17 protein-coding genes, 1 rRNA gene and 3 pseudogenes are annotated in these 16,948 nt (G+C 67.3%); 9 read left to right on the top strand and 12 right to left on the bottom strand.

The window, feature by feature from the left end:
* Together ABZ396_RS10830 and ABZ396_RS10825 are read right to left on the bottom strand one after the other, a co-directional pair.
* Nucleotides 1–60, bottom strand: a 16S ribosomal RNA gene (locus ABZ396_RS10830); the annotation flags it as partial.
* A 524-nt stretch (nt 61–584) separates the two neighbouring features.
* Nucleotides 585–988: pseudogene (locus ABZ396_RS10825) on the bottom strand (DNA-3-methyladenine glycosylase); the annotation flags it as partial.
* 69 nt (nt 989–1,057) lie between these two features.
* Here ABZ396_RS10825 and ABZ396_RS10820 point away from each other — a divergent pair.
* The 4 genes and pseudogenes from ABZ396_RS10820 (at nt 1,058) to ABZ396_RS10805 (ending at nt 4,009) form a co-directional block, all read left to right on the top strand.
* On the top strand, nt 1,058–2,524 hold the full coding sequence (locus ABZ396_RS10820; protein WP_358914763.1) for a recombinase family protein: 1,467 nt from the start codon (nt 1,058–1,060) through the stop codon (nt 2,522–2,524).
* Between the two features lie 161 nt (nt 2,525–2,685).
* Nucleotides 2,686–2,892 (top strand): hypothetical protein, encoded by a 207-nt coding sequence (locus ABZ396_RS10815; protein WP_358914761.1) that lies wholly within the window; start codon nt 2,686–2,688, stop codon nt 2,890–2,892.
* A pseudogene (locus ABZ396_RS10810) lies at nt 2,876–3,401 on the top strand (DUF6879 family protein). The gene ABZ396_RS10815 and the pseudogene ABZ396_RS10810 overlap by 17 nt, the downstream one beginning before the upstream one ends.
* Nucleotides 3,398–4,009, top strand: coding sequence for a Scr1 family TA system antitoxin-like transcriptional regulator (locus tag ABZ396_RS10805; protein WP_358914759.1), 612 nt, complete (start codon nt 3,398–3,400; stop codon nt 4,007–4,009). The pseudogene ABZ396_RS10810 and the gene ABZ396_RS10805 overlap by 4 nt, the downstream one beginning before the upstream one ends.
* Nucleotides 4,010–4,191: 182 nt before the next feature.
* On the opposite strand, the gene ABZ396_RS10800 is transcribed toward ABZ396_RS10805, so the two are convergent.
* Nucleotides 4,192–4,776, bottom strand: coding sequence for a recombinase family protein (locus ABZ396_RS10800; RefSeq protein ID WP_358914757.1), 585 nt, complete (start codon nt 4,774–4,776; stop codon nt 4,192–4,194).
* Nucleotides 4,777–5,055: 279 nt separating this feature from the next.
* Nucleotides 5,056–5,490, bottom strand: a complete 435-nt coding sequence (locus ABZ396_RS10795) for a hypothetical protein (RefSeq protein ID WP_358914755.1) — start codon at nt 5,488–5,490, stop codon at nt 5,056–5,058.
* A gap of 273 nt (nt 5,491–5,763) precedes the next feature.
* Between ABZ396_RS10795 and ABZ396_RS10790 the strand changes: the two genes are divergently transcribed.
* A complete protein-coding gene (locus ABZ396_RS10790; RefSeq protein WP_358914753.1) occupies nt 5,764–7,251 on the top strand; it encodes an ISL3 family transposase in 1,488 nt (495 codons plus the stop codon).
* A 38-nt stretch (nt 7,252–7,289) separates the two neighbouring features.
* On the opposite strand, the gene ABZ396_RS10785 is transcribed toward ABZ396_RS10790, so the two are convergent.
* The 5 genes and pseudogenes from ABZ396_RS10785 to ABZ396_RS10765 all read right to left on the bottom strand — a co-directional run.
* Nucleotides 7,290–7,643: a hypothetical protein gene (locus ABZ396_RS10785; protein ID WP_359184345.1), complete on the bottom strand. Its 354-nt coding sequence runs from the start codon at nt 7,641–7,643 to the stop codon at nt 7,290–7,292.
* Nucleotides 7,644–8,585: 942 nt separating this feature from the next.
* Nucleotides 8,586–8,873 (bottom strand): hypothetical protein, encoded by a 288-nt coding sequence (locus tag ABZ396_RS10780; protein WP_358914749.1) that lies wholly within the window; start codon nt 8,871–8,873, stop codon nt 8,586–8,588.
* Between the two features lie 485 nt (nt 8,874–9,358).
* Nucleotides 9,359–10,021 carry a hypothetical protein gene (locus ABZ396_RS10775; protein ID WP_358914792.1) on the bottom strand — a complete coding sequence of 221 codons (663 nt, stop codon included), beginning with the start codon at nt 10,019–10,021 and terminating at the stop codon, nt 9,359–9,361.
* Nucleotides 10,022–10,279: 258 nt separating this feature from the next.
* Nucleotides 10,280–10,891, bottom strand: coding sequence for a DNA-3-methyladenine glycosylase (locus ABZ396_RS10770; RefSeq protein WP_358914747.1), 612 nt, complete (start codon nt 10,889–10,891; stop codon nt 10,280–10,282).
* Nucleotides 10,892–10,905: 14 nt separating this feature from the next.
* Nucleotides 10,906–11,163: pseudogene (locus tag ABZ396_RS10765) on the bottom strand (DNA-3-methyladenine glycosylase); the annotation flags it as partial.
* Between the two features lie 136 nt (nt 11,164–11,299).
* Here ABZ396_RS10765 and ABZ396_RS10760 point away from each other — a divergent pair.
* The 3 genes from ABZ396_RS10760 to ABZ396_RS10750 all read left to right on the top strand — a co-directional run bounded on the left by ABZ396_RS10760 (nt 11,300) and on the right by ABZ396_RS10750 (nt 13,364).
* On the top strand, nt 11,300–12,082 hold the full coding sequence (locus tag ABZ396_RS10760; protein WP_358914745.1) for a sporulation protein: 783 nt from the start codon (nt 11,300–11,302) through the stop codon (nt 12,080–12,082).
* A 65-nt stretch (nt 12,083–12,147) separates the two neighbouring features.
* On the top strand, nt 12,148–12,687 hold the full coding sequence (locus ABZ396_RS10755) for a YbhB/YbcL family Raf kinase inhibitor-like protein (RefSeq protein WP_358914743.1): 540 nt from the start codon (nt 12,148–12,150) through the stop codon (nt 12,685–12,687).
* A 167-nt stretch (nt 12,688–12,854) separates the two neighbouring features.
* Complete coding sequence (locus ABZ396_RS10750; protein ID WP_358914741.1) at nt 12,855–13,364, top strand: HNH endonuclease; 510 nt, start codon at nt 12,855–12,857, stop codon at nt 13,362–13,364.
* A 150-nt stretch (nt 13,365–13,514) separates the two neighbouring features.
* Here ABZ396_RS10750 and ABZ396_RS10745 read toward each other — a convergent pair whose 3' ends face one another.
* The 3 genes from ABZ396_RS10745 to ABZ396_RS10735 all read right to left on the bottom strand — a co-directional run bounded on the left by ABZ396_RS10745 (nt 13,515) and on the right by ABZ396_RS10735 (nt 15,875).
* Complete coding sequence (locus ABZ396_RS10745; protein ID WP_358914739.1) at nt 13,515–14,459, bottom strand: SPFH domain-containing protein; 945 nt, start codon at nt 14,457–14,459, stop codon at nt 13,515–13,517.
* 133 nt (nt 14,460–14,592) lie between these two features.
* Nucleotides 14,593–15,024 (bottom strand): NfeD family protein, encoded by a 432-nt coding sequence (locus ABZ396_RS10740; protein ID WP_358914737.1) that lies wholly within the window; start codon nt 15,022–15,024, stop codon nt 14,593–14,595.
* Between the two features lie 59 nt (nt 15,025–15,083).
* A complete protein-coding gene (locus ABZ396_RS10735; RefSeq protein ID WP_358914736.1) occupies nt 15,084–15,875 on the bottom strand; it encodes an ABC transporter ATP-binding protein in 792 nt (263 codons plus the stop codon).
* Between the two features lie 150 nt (nt 15,876–16,025).
* Here ABZ396_RS10735 and ABZ396_RS10730 point away from each other — a divergent pair, with 150 nt between their 5' ends.
* Complete coding sequence (locus ABZ396_RS10730; protein ID WP_358914734.1) at nt 16,026–16,820, top strand: hypothetical protein; 795 nt, start codon at nt 16,026–16,028, stop codon at nt 16,818–16,820.
* Nucleotides 16,821–16,948: the final 128 nt, after the last annotated feature.

The following is a 16,948-nucleotide window of genomic DNA, read 5'->3' as shown; positions in this document are numbered from 1 at the left end:
TTGCATGTGTTAAGCACGCCGCCAGCGTTCGTCCTGAGCCAGGATCAAACTCTCCGTGAATGTCTACCGGTAATCCGGTCGAACACCACGAGAGCGGTGCGAGAGGAGGAATAATCCCCCCGCACACAGCATCCTCGCTGTGTTTTACTTCAAAGGAACCACGCCCCGATCATGACGACCGGAGACGGGGTATCAACATATCTGGCGTTGACTTTTGGCACGCTGTTGAGTTCTCAAGGAACGGACGCTTCCTTTGTACTCACCCTCTCGGGCTTTCCTCCGGGCTTCCCTTCGGTCTTGCGTTTCCGACTCTATCAGATCCTTTCGGCGTCCGATTCCCGGTCGGCGGGATTGTCTGCGGCTTTCCGGCTTTCGCCCGTCGGCCTTTCGACATTCACTACGTTAGCCGATTCCCGTGGAGACTCATAATCGAGTTCCGTGAGTTCGAATTCGGACATGCAGGCATGACGAATTCGACCCCGCCAAGGGAAGTCGTAGGTAGTGGGTGGCCGCTTCCGGCTGCTGGCGAATGCCGTACCCGGTTCAAGCGGCTCGGGCCACATTACGCACCTCCCGGGGACGCGTCAACTTGAGCGGCGCCGGGGTGCATGGGCCCGATAGGGGCTGACCGTCGGGTCGTCGGCAATCCAGTAACGCCAGGGATGGACGTCACCGTTGCCTCCCTCGCCGGCGACTCCGGTGCGCGGACCGTTGCGTACCTGGTCGGAGGGCACGGGAGTGCCGGTCAGTATCCGCAACGGCGTCTCACCGGCGGCGCACGCGTCCGTGCCGTCCAGGGCCCGGTCGACGCCCAGAGCGGTGGCCAGGCGGGCCGGCCCTTGGCCAGTTCTCTGTCATATCGGGCCGAAAGTCGACGTTTGCGTGCGCGCGCGGCGCCCTCGACGATCTCGCCGGCGCGGAGCAGGACCGCGCTCGCGGTGCCGTCCGGACCGCAGACGAGGTTCATGCAGAACCACATGCCGTAGGTGACTCATCAGGCATGTATGTCGTTAGACCCGGCATCATCGGCACGGCAACGGCAAGCAGGAGACAGGCAGTGCGAGCGATCATCTACGCCAGGCTCAGCCCCACCCCGAGGGGCGAGGAGTCCAAGGGCGGGAACCTGACACAGCAGGTCGAGTTGAGTCAGGCGCTGTGCGACCGGAACGGCTGGTCAGTCGTAGCCGTGATCGTCGAAAAGGACACGTCAGCTTCGACCAAGCGGGGAGCCAAGCGAAGCGACGAGTGGGAGCGCGTTAAGGCTCTGGTGGAGGATGGCAAGGCAGACGCCATCGTGTCTCGCCACTACGACCGCATGTACCGCACCCCCTGGGACCTTGAGGACCTGGTGGACCTGGCCGAGGCAACCGGCGTCACGCTGGCCGCCGCGCAGGCTCAGGGAGTGCTCGACCTGTCCACCCCGTCCGGCCGGCTCGCTGCTCGCATCGGCGCTGTGGTGGCTCGCAACGAGACCGAGATGCGAGTAGAGCGTCAGGTGCTCGGACACCAGCGCCGTAGAGAGTCGGGGAGGCCCTTCTGGAGTACTCGCCCGTTCGGCTTCGAGCGTGACGGCAGGCACCGTGAGGCAGAGGCAGAAGCACTACGGCAGGCGTACCGGGATGTCCTGACCGGTGTCTCCCTATGGTCCATCGCGAAGGACTGGAACGCCCGTGAACTGCTCTCACCGCACGGCAAGGAGTGGCGCAGCTCGAACCTTCGGGGTGTCCTCTTGAAACCGCGGAACGCGGGAATCCAGACGTACACGCAGTGGGTCGAGAAGCCGGACGGGAAGCGCGTGCGCCTGACCGAGGAGACCGGCACGGGCAACTGGGACGCGATCGTCTCCGAGGGCATGTATCGGGCCCTGGTCCGTTACCTGAGCGACCCCGAGCGCAACACGGGCGGCGGCGGCAAGCGCAGGGCCCTGCTGTCCGGCGTGGTCCGCTGCTCGAAGTGTCAGGCCGTCGCCACTCAGGGATGGAGCAAGAAGAACGCGGCAGGCGAGCGGTACCGGATCTACACCTGTTCAGGTGGCCGATGCATCACCTGCCCGGCAGACGCTCTTGACTCCTTCGTGGTCCGGAAGGTCATCGACAAGGCCGAGGAGTGGAACGCGGCACCGGCCACGGATGCCGCAGACGAGGAGCGAGAGGACGAACTGCTGGCCGAGGAGACTGCCGCATCCGAGAGGCGCACCGCCCTGGCGGAGATGTTCGCTGTAGGGGACATCGACGCGTCGACCCTGCGGACGGGCATCGGCAGGTGTGACGCCGACCTGACCAAGATCCGGGCCGAGCTTGCAGACCTGGCCGCGAATCGGGTGCGCGTCGACCTGGGGGACATCGAGTACCTGTGGGAGGAGCTGGACTACGAGGACCCCGACCGGATCGACTACGTGCGGACCGTCGTCATGCAGGTCTGCGAGCGCGTCGAGCTGATGCCGCGCGGTCGAGGGGTCCGAGCCTTCAAGACCGAGCACTGCCGGATCACGTTCCGGCACTCAGTGAGCACGGGCCCTGTCTGACGAGAGTCGGGCGGGGCCCTTCGTCATGCCCGGCGAGGAAGAGCGCCCCTCTCGCTCCTCAGTTCATGCAACAACGTGCATGAGTCACGTCCGTGCATGGACGGCCGCAAACGGCGCCCGTACGGTCGTCTCAGGCGGCCTGACCGGGCCGCCAAGTCCGCATGGCACGCGAAGAACTGACTCGGCTCACTGGCAACGGCAACGGCACGTGCGGAGAGGACGACTGCCCGAACGTCTACCGCACCGCTTCCGGCTCCACCGTGGTTCAGGGCGACGTGTTCGACGCCGTCACTCCCCCACAGGGGGAAGGGCTCGTGGAGATCCCCGAAAACGTGCTTCGGGAGGTCGTTCGTGCCCTTGGATGGTGACGAGTGGCGGGCGACGCTCCGGGGGCTTCCAGTCGGAAGCGTGGCGGCTGGAGACCCTGCCCCAGTACCTCGTACCGCAGGAGGCGGAAGAACTCGAAGCCTTCCGCGCAGGCAAGCGCGTCGACCCGAACACCTACTCGTCGGCTTACACGGAGGACCTGAGGCGGCTGCGCGGCGAGGGGAGGAGCAAGGGTCGAGTGCACGTCCTGACTCGACCGATCTCCGAGTACCTGCGCTTCGAGTTCTCCCGGTACTAGGCACCGCACGTGCTCGCCGGGGAGGACATCCGCATCCTTGACGTGACCGAGCGGACGAACCCGTTGCCGGATGTCGGGGACTTCTGGATGTTCGATCGCTCGACGGTCGTCCTGATGCACTACGAGGACGACGGCACGCAGGTCAGCCGAGAGCTGTACGAGGGTGACCCTGCGCCGTTCATCGAGTGGCAGGGCATCGCCGTTGCCGAGTCGGTTCCCTTCCTGGAGTACGCGGAGCGCGTGACGGAGTGACGTTCGGAGCTGAGCAGCTTGGCGAGTCTGGTACCGAACTCGCCTCTCTGCTTCGGGACTTGCGCAAGCGAGCTGGCCTCTCAGGGGACCGGCTCGCAGCGCGCTGCAACATGTCCCAGTCGAAGGTGTCTCGCATCGAGAACGGCCGGACACGGCCGTCCCTGGTCGACGTCGAGCAGATCTTGCGAGCGCTGGACGCTCCGCCGGAACTGGTCGCCGAGGTCTCCGCCCTCGCCAGGATGGCGAACACCGAGTCGCGGAACCTCCGAGAACTTCGGCGCAAGGGGCTCGGTACCAGACAGGCCGAGCTGAAGTCGCTCGAAGCGTCCTCTACGCACATGCGCTACTTCCTGCTTTCGATGGTTACCGGACTGCTCGCAACACCGGAGTACGTGCGGGCGAGCCTGGCCCACTCGACGGCCGACACGAGCAAGGCCGTAGCAGGGAAGCTGGGACGGCAAGCCGTCCTCTACGACGCTTCGAAGCGGTTCACGTTCGTTCTGACCGAGCAGGCGGTTCGCTGGCCGGTCGTCTCTCCACTGGCACTGGCCGAGCAGATGGACCGACTGGCATCCCTGTCCTACCTCCCGAACCTTCAATCGGGGTGATCCCCGTAGGGGCACCGACGCCCCGAACCCCTCTGAGTACGTTCACCGTCTACGACGCCGCGTTGGTCACCATCGAGACGACGGCAGGAAGTCTCGTACTCCGCGACGGCCGAGATGTTCAGGCGTACCTGAAGGAGTTTGGCGTAGAGCCGAGGGCCTGTCTGAACTCCTGTGCGCCTGTCTCAGGCGCTCTCTCCCAGGTGCCGGTACAGCGTGGCTCGGGAGACTCCGAGGGCCTTGGCGATGGCGCTGACGCTCTCCCCCTTGGCCTTCCTCGCACGGGCCACGGTGAGTACATCCTCGTCCACCACAGACGGCCGGCCGCCCGTACGGCCCTGCGCCTTGGCCGCTTCCAGCCCGGCCCGCGTGCGGTCCTTGATGAGCGAACGTTCGAACTCCGCCATGGCCGCGATGATCTGGAAGAACAGGCGACCATCGGCCGACGTCGTGTCGACGGAGGAGAGCGCACCATCGAGCACGCGGAAACCTATGCCGCGCTCACGCAAGCCGTCGACGATGGACACGAGGTCGATGAGCGACTGGCCGAGCCGGTCCAGCTTCCATACGCAAAGGACGTCGCCCGGTCGGGCGTAGTCCAGTACGGCCGTGAGCTGCGGCCGGTCGGTGTTCTTGCCACTGGCGTTGTCCTCGAAGATCCGGGCGCACCCTGCGCCCGTCAGTGCGTCGCGCTGAAGCTGCGCTTCCTGGTCGTCGGTGGAGACGCGGGCGTACCCGATGAGCTGGCCGGTGGCGGTGTTCGTCGTCATGGCACCGACCGTCTCAGAACTCGTCTCAAAATATCAAGTCCGAGGCGCAGGTTTCGAGACGGGTTTTGAACAGAGCTGTGCCCCCGTGAGGGTCGCTCTGTCTCTCGTCTCACAAACCTTGGTTTTCGAGACGGTCCACGCTGGCCTGTGCGGGGCGACTGTCGCACCCCCCTCGGGACGCTCGCCGTCTGTACGCACTTCTCTTGGGGCCAGGGTTCCAAGTTCTACCGACCCGACTTTGATCGGGTGACTCCACTCGTCAAGGGGCAGAGTGTCTCGCTAATCCTCCTTGCCCTGGTCAGCTTCATCGTCCGTCCAGGGATACAGGGTGGCGAAGTGACGGATTCGCTCCTGCTCGGCGGCTTCGTCGGCGGCGTCGTAGTGCCGTATCTGCTTCCACCAGCGCTCGTAGTCGTAGCCGTCGCAGTGGTTGAAGTCGAAGGCGGTGCTACGGAGTCGCTGCCACTCGCGCACGATCGCAGTCCGCTGCCATGGCTCGGGCCGCTCCACCGTGAGGAGTTGATGCAGGAAACCCGCTGAGTCACAAACCAGGATGAGCAGGGATCGCATCGCGAAAGAGGTCTCGCCGGTCTCACCCACTTCCTCGGACACTCGCCCCAACTGCGCGTTGAGGAACGCCTCCAGGGCGCGGACGTTCTCGGGGGTCAGATCGACGGCGTATGTGAGGGTGTGTTCAGGTGGCGGGTTTGTCATACGGGTGGGTCCTTCCTTTCGTGCGGTGCCAACTGGAGCACTCAGAGTGGGGCTGAAACAACGGTTCAGGCACGGATTTCGTGAAATGGATCGTGCTGCCGTGCGCCGGTGACGCTTCGTCATCTGGGGCGTCATCCTTCGGCTGTGTGAGACCTTGCGGGAGATGGTGTTCCCGCACCTGGTGACGGTGCTGGTGGAGCATGTGGTGGTGGAGAGCTGCGTGCTGCGGATCACGGCGAGCACGAAGGACGGGACGGCAGCCGTCTGTCCGGGGTGCGGGGAGTCGTCGAAGCGCCCGTCGGCGCCCGGCCGGTGCTCATCGAGTTGTCGGTAGGTCGGCTGTTCTGCGACAGCAGCGGCTGCGCGCGGGTGACGTTCGCCGAGCAGGTCGACGGGCTGACCAGCCGATACGGTCGGCGAACGCCCGTCCTGCAGCGGGTGATCGGCGCTCTCGGTGTCGTCCTGGCCGCTCGCGCCGTGGCCCGGCTGGGGCTGCTGCTGGGCATCGCGGTCAGTCGGATGACGGTGTTACGCGTGGTGATGGCGCTGCCGGAGCCGGCCTGGACGGGGCCGCGGGTGCTGGGGGTGGACGAGTTCGCGACCAGGAAGGGCCGCCGGTACGGCACCATCCTGACCGACTGCGAGACCCGCCAGCCCTTGGACCTGCTGCCCGACCGCGAGGCCGAGACCCTGGCCGCCTGGCTGCGCGAGCACCCCGGCGTCGAGATCGTCTGCCGTGACCGCGCGGCATTCTTCGCCGACGGCGCCCGCACCGGCGCCCCGCAGGCCCAGCACTGCGCGGACAAATGGCATGTCTGGCACAACCTCGGCGAAGCTGTCGAACGCCTCGTCTCCCGCCACCGCGCTCTCCTCCGCGACCTCGTCGAGCCGGAGCCTTCACCAGAACCCGAGGCCGAGCCGGCGACGGCCGACGCGGAGCCGCCCGAGCCCTACCCGCAGGGAAGGTTCCTCGACCGGCTCCGCGACACCCACGCCGCCGTCCGCGCCCAGGTTGAGCAGGGCCTGAGCCTGCGCGAAGTTGCCCGCCGGCTCGGCCTGGGCCGTAACACCGTCCGCAAGTACGCGCGCGCCGCCACCCCGGAGGCGATGCTGCACGGCCAGTGGCAGGACCGGACCAGCAAGCTCGACCGCTACCGGCCCTACCTGGAGCAACGCATCGCCGAGGGCTGCACGAACCTGTCCCGGCTCCACCGCGAGATCCAGGAACGCGGGGCCAGCTGCAGCTACAGCACCTTGCGCGACTACGTCCACCCGCTGCGTCCCGGATGTCGATCCGCCTCCGGCCAGCCGCCGATGGGCCGGCCGCCCTCGCCCCGCGAGGCCACCCGCTGGATCATGAGCCATCCCGACCACTTGCGCACGGATGATCAACTGCAGCTCAAGGCGTTGCTGACCCGCTCGCCCGAGCTCACGGCCGCCACCGGCCACGTCCGGACGTTCGCGACCATCATGAGCAACCGCGAGGGAGACCGGCTACCGCGCTGGATCGCCGACGTCTGTGCGGACGAGCAGTGCGGCCTGGCCTCCTTCGCCGCCGGGCTGATCACCGACCTCGGCGCAGTCGTCTTCGGCATGAGCACCGACTGGTCCTCCGGCCCGGTCGAGGGCCGCGTCAACGACCTCAAGGCTCTCAAGCGCGGCATGTTTGGCCGTGCCCGCCTCCCCCTCCTGCGCAAGCGGCTCCTGCCGACCGCCGCCAGCCGCCGACCACAGACCGCGACGGTCGTCGCAGCGAGCTGATCACTGTGATGAGAGACCGGTCACCGCCGCCGAATCCGTCAGTCATTACGCCGGTCATCGACGTGAACCTCCAGATGCGGCCAGGCCGTGGCCAGGCGCGACAGGTCGCCGGCCGATGGCACGGTCACCGAACCCAACGACCCGTCCGGCCTGAAATGGACCAGTGTCCCGGTCGTGCCGTCGACCTCAACGGGCTCAAGATCGGTGACGGGGACGCCGTTTTCGTAGCGCTGAGTCCAGGCCCCGTTGAGGCGGCGGTTGGTATGGGCGAGCCACTCGCTGAGCGCCGCAACCACGGAAATGCCGCGCCGAGGATGGCCGTCAGGCAGCACCTCGACCTGCGGGAAATCGAAGAACCGGAGATCCTTCGTAGCCATGACCGGCTTCTTCACGCTCCGGCCATGCTCGTCCACACGGGTGTCAGTGCCCCGTCCGTCATCCCGGACAGACAGGGAATCGTCGGGATGGAGAACGACGACGCAGTGTCCCCCGCCCTTGCTTGACGCTTCGTCAACGGCATAGGCAAGTACCTCAAGGACGAGGTGCCAAGGTCCATCCGGAGCGAACTCCGCGGGACTCTGTCGGATCTGTGCCAGATGATCCGCATCAACGACGCTGGACCAATCGTGCGTCGTGTTGACCCAGGAAGCCCTCGATATGTCCATCAGGCAAGTATCCCGCCTGGTGATGACGGTCTTGAGGCCATCCCCCTGGCTGACGGCGGTTCACGGAATTCGTGCCTGAACCGAAACAACCTGCTTTTCCGTGGGACCAGAAGGCCCCGTGATGGACGGCAGGGGGCAGGGCGAAGCCCATGGGGGTGGGGGTATGACCCCTTGGAGGGGCAAGCACAACCGCCATGTCATAGCAGCCAAGATTCCGCCACGGTTTCACGGTCCGTCTGTCCAGGCCCGCGGATCGCCACGGCAAGAGCATATGACCTGGTCACAGACTTGCCCTATCTTGTTCGCAAAGGCGGAAACGTGTGGAGAACAGGGCGTTTCTGCTGCGGGGCCCGGGAGCGCCCCCTTGGCCTTGCCGGCTTGCTCCTGTCGGCCCCTTCGGGGGCCGCACTGTCGTAGGCCGCTTGCGACTGTGGCGGCCGATAGGCCGCCTCCTTGCCGCTTCCCTCCTCGCCGTCGCACTACCCTGGTCGGGGCGCTGCCGCGCCCCGCCTTCCCTTGCGGCTGGCTACCCCTCTCTCCCTCAGTCGGCCCCAAAGGGGCCGCACTGCACTCGTGCCAAATAGATAAGAGAGCAAGCGAACGTTTCCGCAGCTCAGGACCCATGCCGCTACACGCCAGACGTGCTCTGGCTACACGTCCGGGATGTAGTCACCGGCCCTGATGGAGGCGGCAGGGGACCGGCGCACCCTTCACCTTCTGGAAGAGGTGGGGAGGAAGGACGAGGCAGGCGGCCCCAGAGCGGGGTGACACAAGGTCCAGCTCCTTGGCGCGGGCCACCGCGTTACGGGTGCTCTGGTCGGACAGCGGCTTGCCCTCCTGGCCCAGCAGTACGGCCAGCCGGCCCGGCTCGAAGCCTGCGTGTCCTTGCCGATCCGCCCATCCGATGGCGGCGAAGTGGACGCGGTAGGCGAGCGGGTGCCCGGGGTGTTGCGCCATGCGCCGATACTCGTGCTGGGAGACTCCGGCCCCACGGGCGGTCGTGGCCGAAGCTAATAGCCACCGAGTGTGGCTCCTTCCTGTGAGGCGCACACGGGTACGCCAGTGACCCCCGCCGGATGGCGGGACATGTGCCTCCCTTTCGTTGCGGGGGTAGACGGCGCGGATGGCGCGGTCTCTCATCACAGGTGGACGCCCAGGCCTTCGGGCCTGAACTCGGTCTCGTGCAGTCGGGAGCGACGGCGGCGACCTGGCCGAGGGACCTTACACGAAGGAGGGAGGATCCCGTTCAGGGAGCCGCCCTCCCATGTGGTGCTGCCCTGTTCGGCCATACGCTGATGCACTCCGCTCGTCGTTGCGCACGCGACCGTGATCCTGGCGGTGCGGAAGAACGCACCACCGGGGTTGTCCCCTACTGCGGCTGAGCGCGATCGTTGGCCCGTCTGGCCAAGTGGGGGCTCAGGTCCGGCAGCGCCAGCTAGCGGTCAGTCGCCATGGAGACCCCACTCGTCGAGACCACCGTAGATATGGGCTTCAAGGCATCCCGGGGCGTCCATGCCGACGGCCTCGCCCCGGTAAAGGGCGATGAGTGAGTCCTTGCCCCGCCACCAAGTGTCAGTCAAACCCCGCACTTCAGGTACCGGCTCGTACCCTTCGAGGTCTAGAGAGCTGACGGCCTTACCGGTGATCCTCGTGATGGTTTTGGCCCAGCGTCTCGCGTGGCTGGCCAGCGCCAACGATTCCACCCAGCCTTCGGTACTGGCATGCAGGGGTGCCCAACGGGAGCCGTGAATCCCGAACTCACCACCAGGGCCGATCATGAATCCGTAAGCCATGGACACCCGACAGTCGCCGGCCGGTATCCACCAGCCCTCAGTGGCCGAGCCCTCGGGAACGTCCGTGCCCAAGATGCGCGGACCGCTCTCGTAAAACGGTGCCGGCGCCAGCGCGAGACCGCCCCAACGGTCCTGGAAGGCCGCTGCACGGTCGATCTCCGCGGCCGGGATACCGTGCTCGATCCAGGCGTCGCGGTGACGCTCGATACCCTGCCGAGGAACACGGATGCCCTCCACCTCGACGAACCTCTTAGCCCTGCGGGTCAAACCGGACGGCGCGACCGGGACGGGCGATACGGGAGTGGCGGCCATCATGGTGCCGGAGTCTACTGTCGGGGTCCGTAGCACCTCGGGCGAAAGCCCGCCCGCTGTCTTGCGGGCCAGAAACCGCGCTCAAGGGCCAACTCTCGCGCTCAGTCACCACCCACCTGTCGGCGCGAGTCGGCGCATGTCGGTAGTCACTCGACCGGCCAGGAACGCGTCACGCGCCGCGTTCGCGAACGATCACGCATCTTCTGGCCCAACTCCGCGCCGACTCACCGGCGGGCCGTGAGCAAGGCGCACAGCGGCTCAGGCTCCGGCGGGCGGCTTAGCTCTCGGGCTCAGTCGGTACGCCGAGACCGTTGGATCACCAGCGAGGTAGAAGCGATGTTGCCAGTCGTGGGCTTCGCTCACGCCTACCCGAGGACCAGCCTGGATGAGTGCGGCGGGTACTGGCTCACCCTCGGACAGCGTGACCGAGGCGCCTGTCAGCAGGTCTGTGCCGTTGTGCTCTGCCGTGATGCCGAGCGCTTGGCAGAAGTTCCCCGGCCCCCGCGCGAGACGTGGACTCTCGACCTTGCCCCCTCGCCGCTCGCGGGCCAACTCTTCCCCTTCGATGACCCTGCCCGCCCGGATGAGGACAGCTGTAGCGATGCCGTCTGCCCCGGTGACGATGTTGGCGCACCAGTGGAGTCCGTGAGACCGGTAGACGTACAGGTGTCCCGCGGGTCCGAACATGACGGCGTTTCGGGGTGTCCTGCCTCGGTAGGCGTGGGAGGCAGGGTCGGCCGAACCGGAGTACGCCTCGGTCTCCGTGATGGTGATGCTCACGGTTCCCTCGGGGGTCTCGTGGGTGAGGATGGCACCGAGCAGCTTGGGGGCGACTTCTTCAGCGGGGTGAGCAAGATCCATGACGTTCATGCTGACCGCCTTGACATGCCGTAGGTGAAGTAGACGTACACATGTCCGGGCGGACCGAACATCACGTCATTGCGGGGTGTGCGGCCGCGATAGGCGTGCGATCCGGGATCGTTCGGGCCGTCGTACGCCTCCACCTCCGTGAGGCGCACCGCGATCGGACCGTCCGGGGTTGTACGGACGAGGATGCGGCCGAGGAGGTCGGGGGCGACCTCCAGTACAGGGCGGTCGAAGAAGTCCCTGGGGAGTGGCATACGGTCCGGGGGCGCGATCATGGCGTCCGAGCCTAGTCGAGGCCGGCGATGCCAAGGGGTGGTCAAGGATCCGTCTGCTTGCCAGGGTCTGGGCCGGAACCGGTCGCGGCCGGATCGCGTTTGTAGGGATCAAGGGTCCGTACGTAAAGGGAGAGTCATGGGGTTCAAGAAGCTGCTCGCGAGCCTGGGGGCCGGTGGGGCTTCCGTCGAGACGGTGCTCACGGAGGTCAACGTCGTGCCGGGCGGTGTCGTCCAGGGCGAGGTGCGGATCCAGGGCGGCTCGGTGAACCAGGAGATCCAGGGGCTGTCCGTGGGTCTCCAGGCGCGGGTCGAGGTGGAGAGCGGCGACGAGGAGTACAAGCAGAACATCGACTTCGGCAAGGTGCGGCTCGGCGGTGCCTTCGAGCTTCAGGCGGGGGCGGTGCACGCGGTGCCGTTCGGGCTGGAGATTCCTTGGGAGACGCCGGTCACGATGATCGACGGGCAGGCGCTGCGCGGGATGCACATCGGGGTGACGACCGAGCTGGAGATCGCGCGTGCCGTGGACTCCGGTGACCTGGACCCGATCAACGTGCACCCGCTGCCGGCGCAGAAGGCGATCCTGGACGCCTTCATCCAGCTGGGCTTCCGCTTCAAGAACGCGGACCTGGAGCGCGGTCACATCCGGGGGACCCGGCAGACGCTGCCGTTCTACCAGGAGGTCGAGTTCCATCCGCCGGCGCAGTACCGGGGTCTCAACCAGGTCGAGCTGAGCTTCGTGGCGGACGCGCACGCCATGGACGTCATCCTCGAAATGGACAAGAAGCCGGGGCTGTTCAGCGAGGGCAGTGACACCTTCCGGTCGTTCCAGGTGGGTCTGCACGACTTCCATGGGACTGACTGGGCGGCTTATCTCAACCAGTGGCTGTCCGAGGTCGGCAGCAAGCGCAACTGGTTCTAGGCTCGGGAACTGCGGATTCCGTAACGGCTTCCGTAAGCGATCAGTATCGATCAGGAGGTACCGAGGTGACCGAGCCCAAGCGGCGGCCTCTTCCCCATGACTTCCACCCGCCCGTCGAATCGTTCACGGTGACGAGCGAGGACATCGACGAAGGGGCGACGCTCAAGGACGCTCAGGTCCAGGCGAAGGGCAACACCTCGCCGCATCTGCGGTGGGAGGGCTTCCCGGCCGAGACCAAGAGCTTCGCTGTGACCTGCTACGACCCGGATGCCCCGACGGGCAGCGGGTTCTGGCACTGGGTGGTGTTCGACATCCCCGTCTCGGTGACCGAACTGCCTGCCGGTGCGGGCAACGGCAAGTTCGAGGGCCTGCCCGAGGGCGCGGTGCAGGTGCGCAACGACTACGGGTCGAAGGACTTCGGCGGTGCCGCGCCGCCGCCCGGGGACGGGCCGCACCGGTACGTCTTCACGGTGTACGCGGTGGACCAGGAGAAGCTCGGTCCGGACGCCGATGTGTCGCCTGCCGTCGTCGGGTTCAATCTGCGGTTCCACGCGATCGCCCGTGCGCAGTTGATCGGCGAGTACGAGAACCCCGAGAAGGGCTGACGCACCGCGCGAAATCAGCCAAGCGTTCATTGAACGTTTGCCCGTCCCTGGTCTTGGAAGTGATCGGGGGCGGGCAGTTTTTATTGCGTTGTCCATCTCGGCGCGCCCGTCCAGAGTTGATCCAAGCCCGCCGGGGGTGGGCACGGTGCACATGGGAGGTGGGCTGGATGCGTGACACGCTGGTGCTGAACGCGAGCTTCGAGCCGCTGTCTACGGTGACTCTGAATCGAGCCGTCGTTCTGGTGCTCCAGGACAAGGCCGTCGTCGAGCAGGCCCACCCCGAACTGCGCATGCGCGGTGCCGAGGTGGACATACCTGCGCCTCGGGTGATCAGACTCTGCAGGTATGTACGGGTGCCGTTCCGGAGACAGGCGCCCTGGTCGCGGCGCGGGGTGCTGGTCAGGGACCGGCACCGGTGCGCGTACTGCGGGCGGCGGGCGACGACCGTCGACCATGTGGTGCCGCGGGCCCAGGGCGGTGCGGACTCGTGGCTGAACACGGTGGCCTCGTGCGCCGAGGACAATCACCGGAAGGCGGACCGGACGCCGGACCAGGCGGGGATGGAGCTGCTTCGGGAGCCGTTCGAGCCTACTCCTCAGGATGCGATGCTGCTGGCGCTGGGGGCCGAGGACTTCGCGGCGCTTCCTGAGTGGCTGGCGGGGGATGTGGCCGCCTAGGGGGTGTCGTCTGCCTGGCTGAGGCTGTCGGGCAAGTGCGGGTCGTTCGTGGCTTGTCGCGCCCACGTGGCGGAGCCGCACATTGAACAGCGCCCCGCGCCCCTTCACGGGGTGCGGGGAACCCTTGTTCTCAGTCGCCGTCAGTCGCCGTCAGTCGATGTTCGGCTTTTCCCTGCGCTCCTGCGCGTTGTTGCCGTTGCCGCCGCCCGAACCGCCGCCGAACGGGCCGAAGTTGCCCATCGCGCCCGACAGGCCCTTGAGGGCGTCGCCGATCTCGCTGGGGACGATCCAGAGCTTGTTGGCGTCGCCCTCGGCGATCTTCGGGAGCATCTGGAGGTACTGGTAGGAGAGTAGCTTCTGGTCCGGGTCGCCCGCGTGGATCGCCTCGAAGACCGTGCGGACCGCCTGGGCCTCGCCCTCCGCGCGCAGGGCGGCCGCCTTGGCCTCACCCTCGGCGCGCAGGATCTGGGACTGCTTCTCACCTTCGGCGGTGAGGATCGCGGCCTGGCGCGTACCTTCCGCGGTGAGGATCGCGGCACGCTTGTCGCGGTCGGCTCGCATCTGCTTCTCCATCGAGTCCTGGATGGAGGTCGGCGGCTCGATCGCCTTGAGCTCGACGCGGTTGACGCGGATGCCCCACTTGCCGGTCGCCTCGTCGAGGACACCGCGCAGGGCCGCGTTGATCTCCTCGCGGGAGGTCAGGGTGCGCTCCAGGTCCATGCCGCCGATGATGTTACGGAGCGTGGTGACCGTGAGCTGCTCGATGGCCTGGATGTAGCTGGCGACCTCGTAGGTGGCCGCCCGTGCGTCCGTCACCTGGTAGTAGATGACCGTGTCGATGTTCACGACCAGGTTGTCCTGGGTGATCACCGGCTGGGGCGGGAACGGTACGACCTGTTCGCGCAGGTCGATGCGGTTGCGGATGCTGTCGATGAACGGGACCACGATGTTGAGGCCCGCGTTCAGGGTCCGCGTGTAGCGGCCGAAGCGCTCGACGATGGCGGCGCTCGCCTGTGGGATGACTTGGATCGTCTTGATCAGGGCGATGAAGACCAACACCACCAGAATGACCAGGACGATGATGACCGGTTCCATCGTCGCTCCCCGTACCCTTCTTCTCCGCCTCGGCGCTTCGGCAGATCTTATGGTTGTCGAAGATCTTGCTGGACGAGTCTGACAGACACTCGCGCAACTCGGGGACTGTTCCGTTCAGTTGAGTCTTACGAGGTCAGATGACGATGGCCGTGGCCCCCTCGATCTCCACGACGTCCACTTCCTGTCCCGCTTCGTAGGCGTTCGTGGGGTCGAGCGAGCGGGCCGACCAGACTTCTCCGGCCAGCTTGATCCGTCCGCCCGCGCCGTCGACGCGTTCCAGCACGACGGCTTGTCTGCCCTTCAACGCTTCGACGCCGGTGGCGAGTCGGGGGCGCTGGTTGGCATGCCGGTTCGCGATGGGCCGTACCACGGCGATCAGGGCGGCCGAGACGACGACGAAGACGAGCACCTGGATCACGGCGCCCGCGCCGAGTCCGGCGGTGACGGCGGCGGCCACGGCGCCGACCGCGAACATGCCGAACTCCGGCATCGCGGTCACCACGAGCGGGATTCCGAGCGCCGCCGCGCCGACGAGCCACCACACCCATGCGTCGATGCTGTTCACATTGTCATGGTAGGGCCGGGGTACCGTCCCCGACAGGGTGCTTTGCCGTATGGAAGCCGTCAGGACAGGGGCAGTCCGTGGGCGGTCCAGCGGTCGCCGACCTGCTCGACGACGAGTGGGAGGCCGAAGCAGAGGGAGAGGTTGCGGGAGGTCAGTTCGAGTTCGAGCGGGCCGGCGGCGAGGACCTTGCCCTGGCGGATCATGAGAACGTGGGTGAAGCCCGGGGCGATCTCCTCGACATGGTGGGTGACCATGATCATGGAGGGGGCGATCGGGTCGCGGGCAAGCCGGCCGAGGCGGCGGACGAGGTCTTCGCGGCCGCCGAGGTCCAGGCCGGCGGCGGGCTCGTCGAGCAGCAGCAGCTCGGGGTCGGTCATCAGGGCGCGGGCGATCAGGGTGCGCTTGCGCTCGCCCTCGGAGAGGGTGCCGAACCTCCGGTCCACGTAGTCGGTCATGCCGAGGCGGTCGAGGAAGGCGCGGGCGCGCTGCTCGTCGACCTCGTCGTACTCCTCGTGCCAGTGTGCGGTCATGCCGTAGGCGGCGGTGAGCACGGTCTCCAGGACGGTCTGGCGCTTGGGGAGCTTCTCGGCCATGGCGATGCCGGCCACGCCGATGCGGGGGCGCAGGTCGAAGACGTCGACCTTGCCGAGGGTGTCACCGAGGATGGTGGCGGTGCCCTTGCTGGGGAAGAGGTAGCTGGACGCGATGTTCAGGAGGGTGGTCTTGCCGGCGCCGTTGGGGCCGAGGATGACCCAGCGCTCGCCCTCCTTCACCGACCAGGAGACCTGGTCCACCAGAGCCCGGCCCTCACGGACCACGGATACGTCCTGAAGCTCCAGAACATCGCTCATGAGCGCGTTGTCTCCCCTTGCAGTGTGGCCGGTCTCGGCTGTCGCTTACGCCTGTGGCTCGGGCGGCGGCGCCAGTGGGCGCAGCCCTTATGAAATCTACGCCACGGGTGCGGCGCTCCATTCCATCGGTCCGGTCCTTAGGGTGGAGGCATGCTCTCGGAACCGCGCTCAGGACGCCTCGCCGCTTGGGGAAATGCCCTATTGGCCGGACTTGTCTCTCCGGATGACACCGTGCTCGCCATCGTCGGTGAGGACGCGGTGCATCGGGTGGAGGGGCTGCCCGGGGAGCCCGCTCCGGTCGGGCTCACGCTGGCGCTGGGGCGGCTGCGGACGCTGGGGGCGACCGGGCTGCGGGTCGCGCTGCCGGCGCCGGGGCATCCGCTGGGGCTGAGCGGTCCGCCGGAGTTCAACGCGCGGGCCCTGGAGGCCGAGGAGTCGGTGATCTGCTACGGCGCCGCGTTCGGGCTGGTGCCGGAGGTGTACGAGGCCGGTACTGCCGGTGATGTGCATGTCCAGGTGGTCTGGCATGTGCTGCCGGTGCGGGAGGCGCCGCCCGCGGACGTGCCCTCGCTGGGCGAGGCGGAGCGGGAGCTGGCGGAGGCGCTCAGGGACGCGACCGAGATGCTGTCGAAGCTGGATGTCGCCGGGTCGGGTCCGGTGGCGGAGGCGGCGGTCGAGGCGTACCGGGCGCGGGCCGAGCGGGGGCGCGAGGTGCTGGCCCCCGGCTATCCACCGCGCGCGGTGCGGGTGCTGGAGCTGGCCCAACGGGTGGGGTTGCTGATCTCGCTGGCGTACGAGAACGGGCACGGGGGCGCGGTGAGCGCGTCGGAGATGGCGGCGCGGTCGCTGGCGCTGCGGCCGGTGGAACGGACGGCCCGGCGGGCGCAGGTGGCGGCGTACAACTCGGTGGTGGAGGAGCGCGAGCGGGGGCGTCGGGACGGCTGAGGGCTACGCCCGCCGGCGCGGCCCTCGACGGTCGCGCCGCTCCTACTTGTTCACCACGGTGTTGCCGAACGCGGGGTTCAGGAGGCGCCGCTGCGATACCGGCGACGGTCATGGCGACGGCGGCCTTC

It is taken from the genome of Streptomyces sp. NPDC005866 (assembly GCF_040629895.1).
In the GTDB taxonomy this organism is placed as follows: Bacteria; Actinomycetota; Actinomycetes; order Streptomycetales; family Streptomycetaceae; genus Streptomyces.
This window is presented reverse-complemented; position numbering and strand designations above follow the sequence as displayed.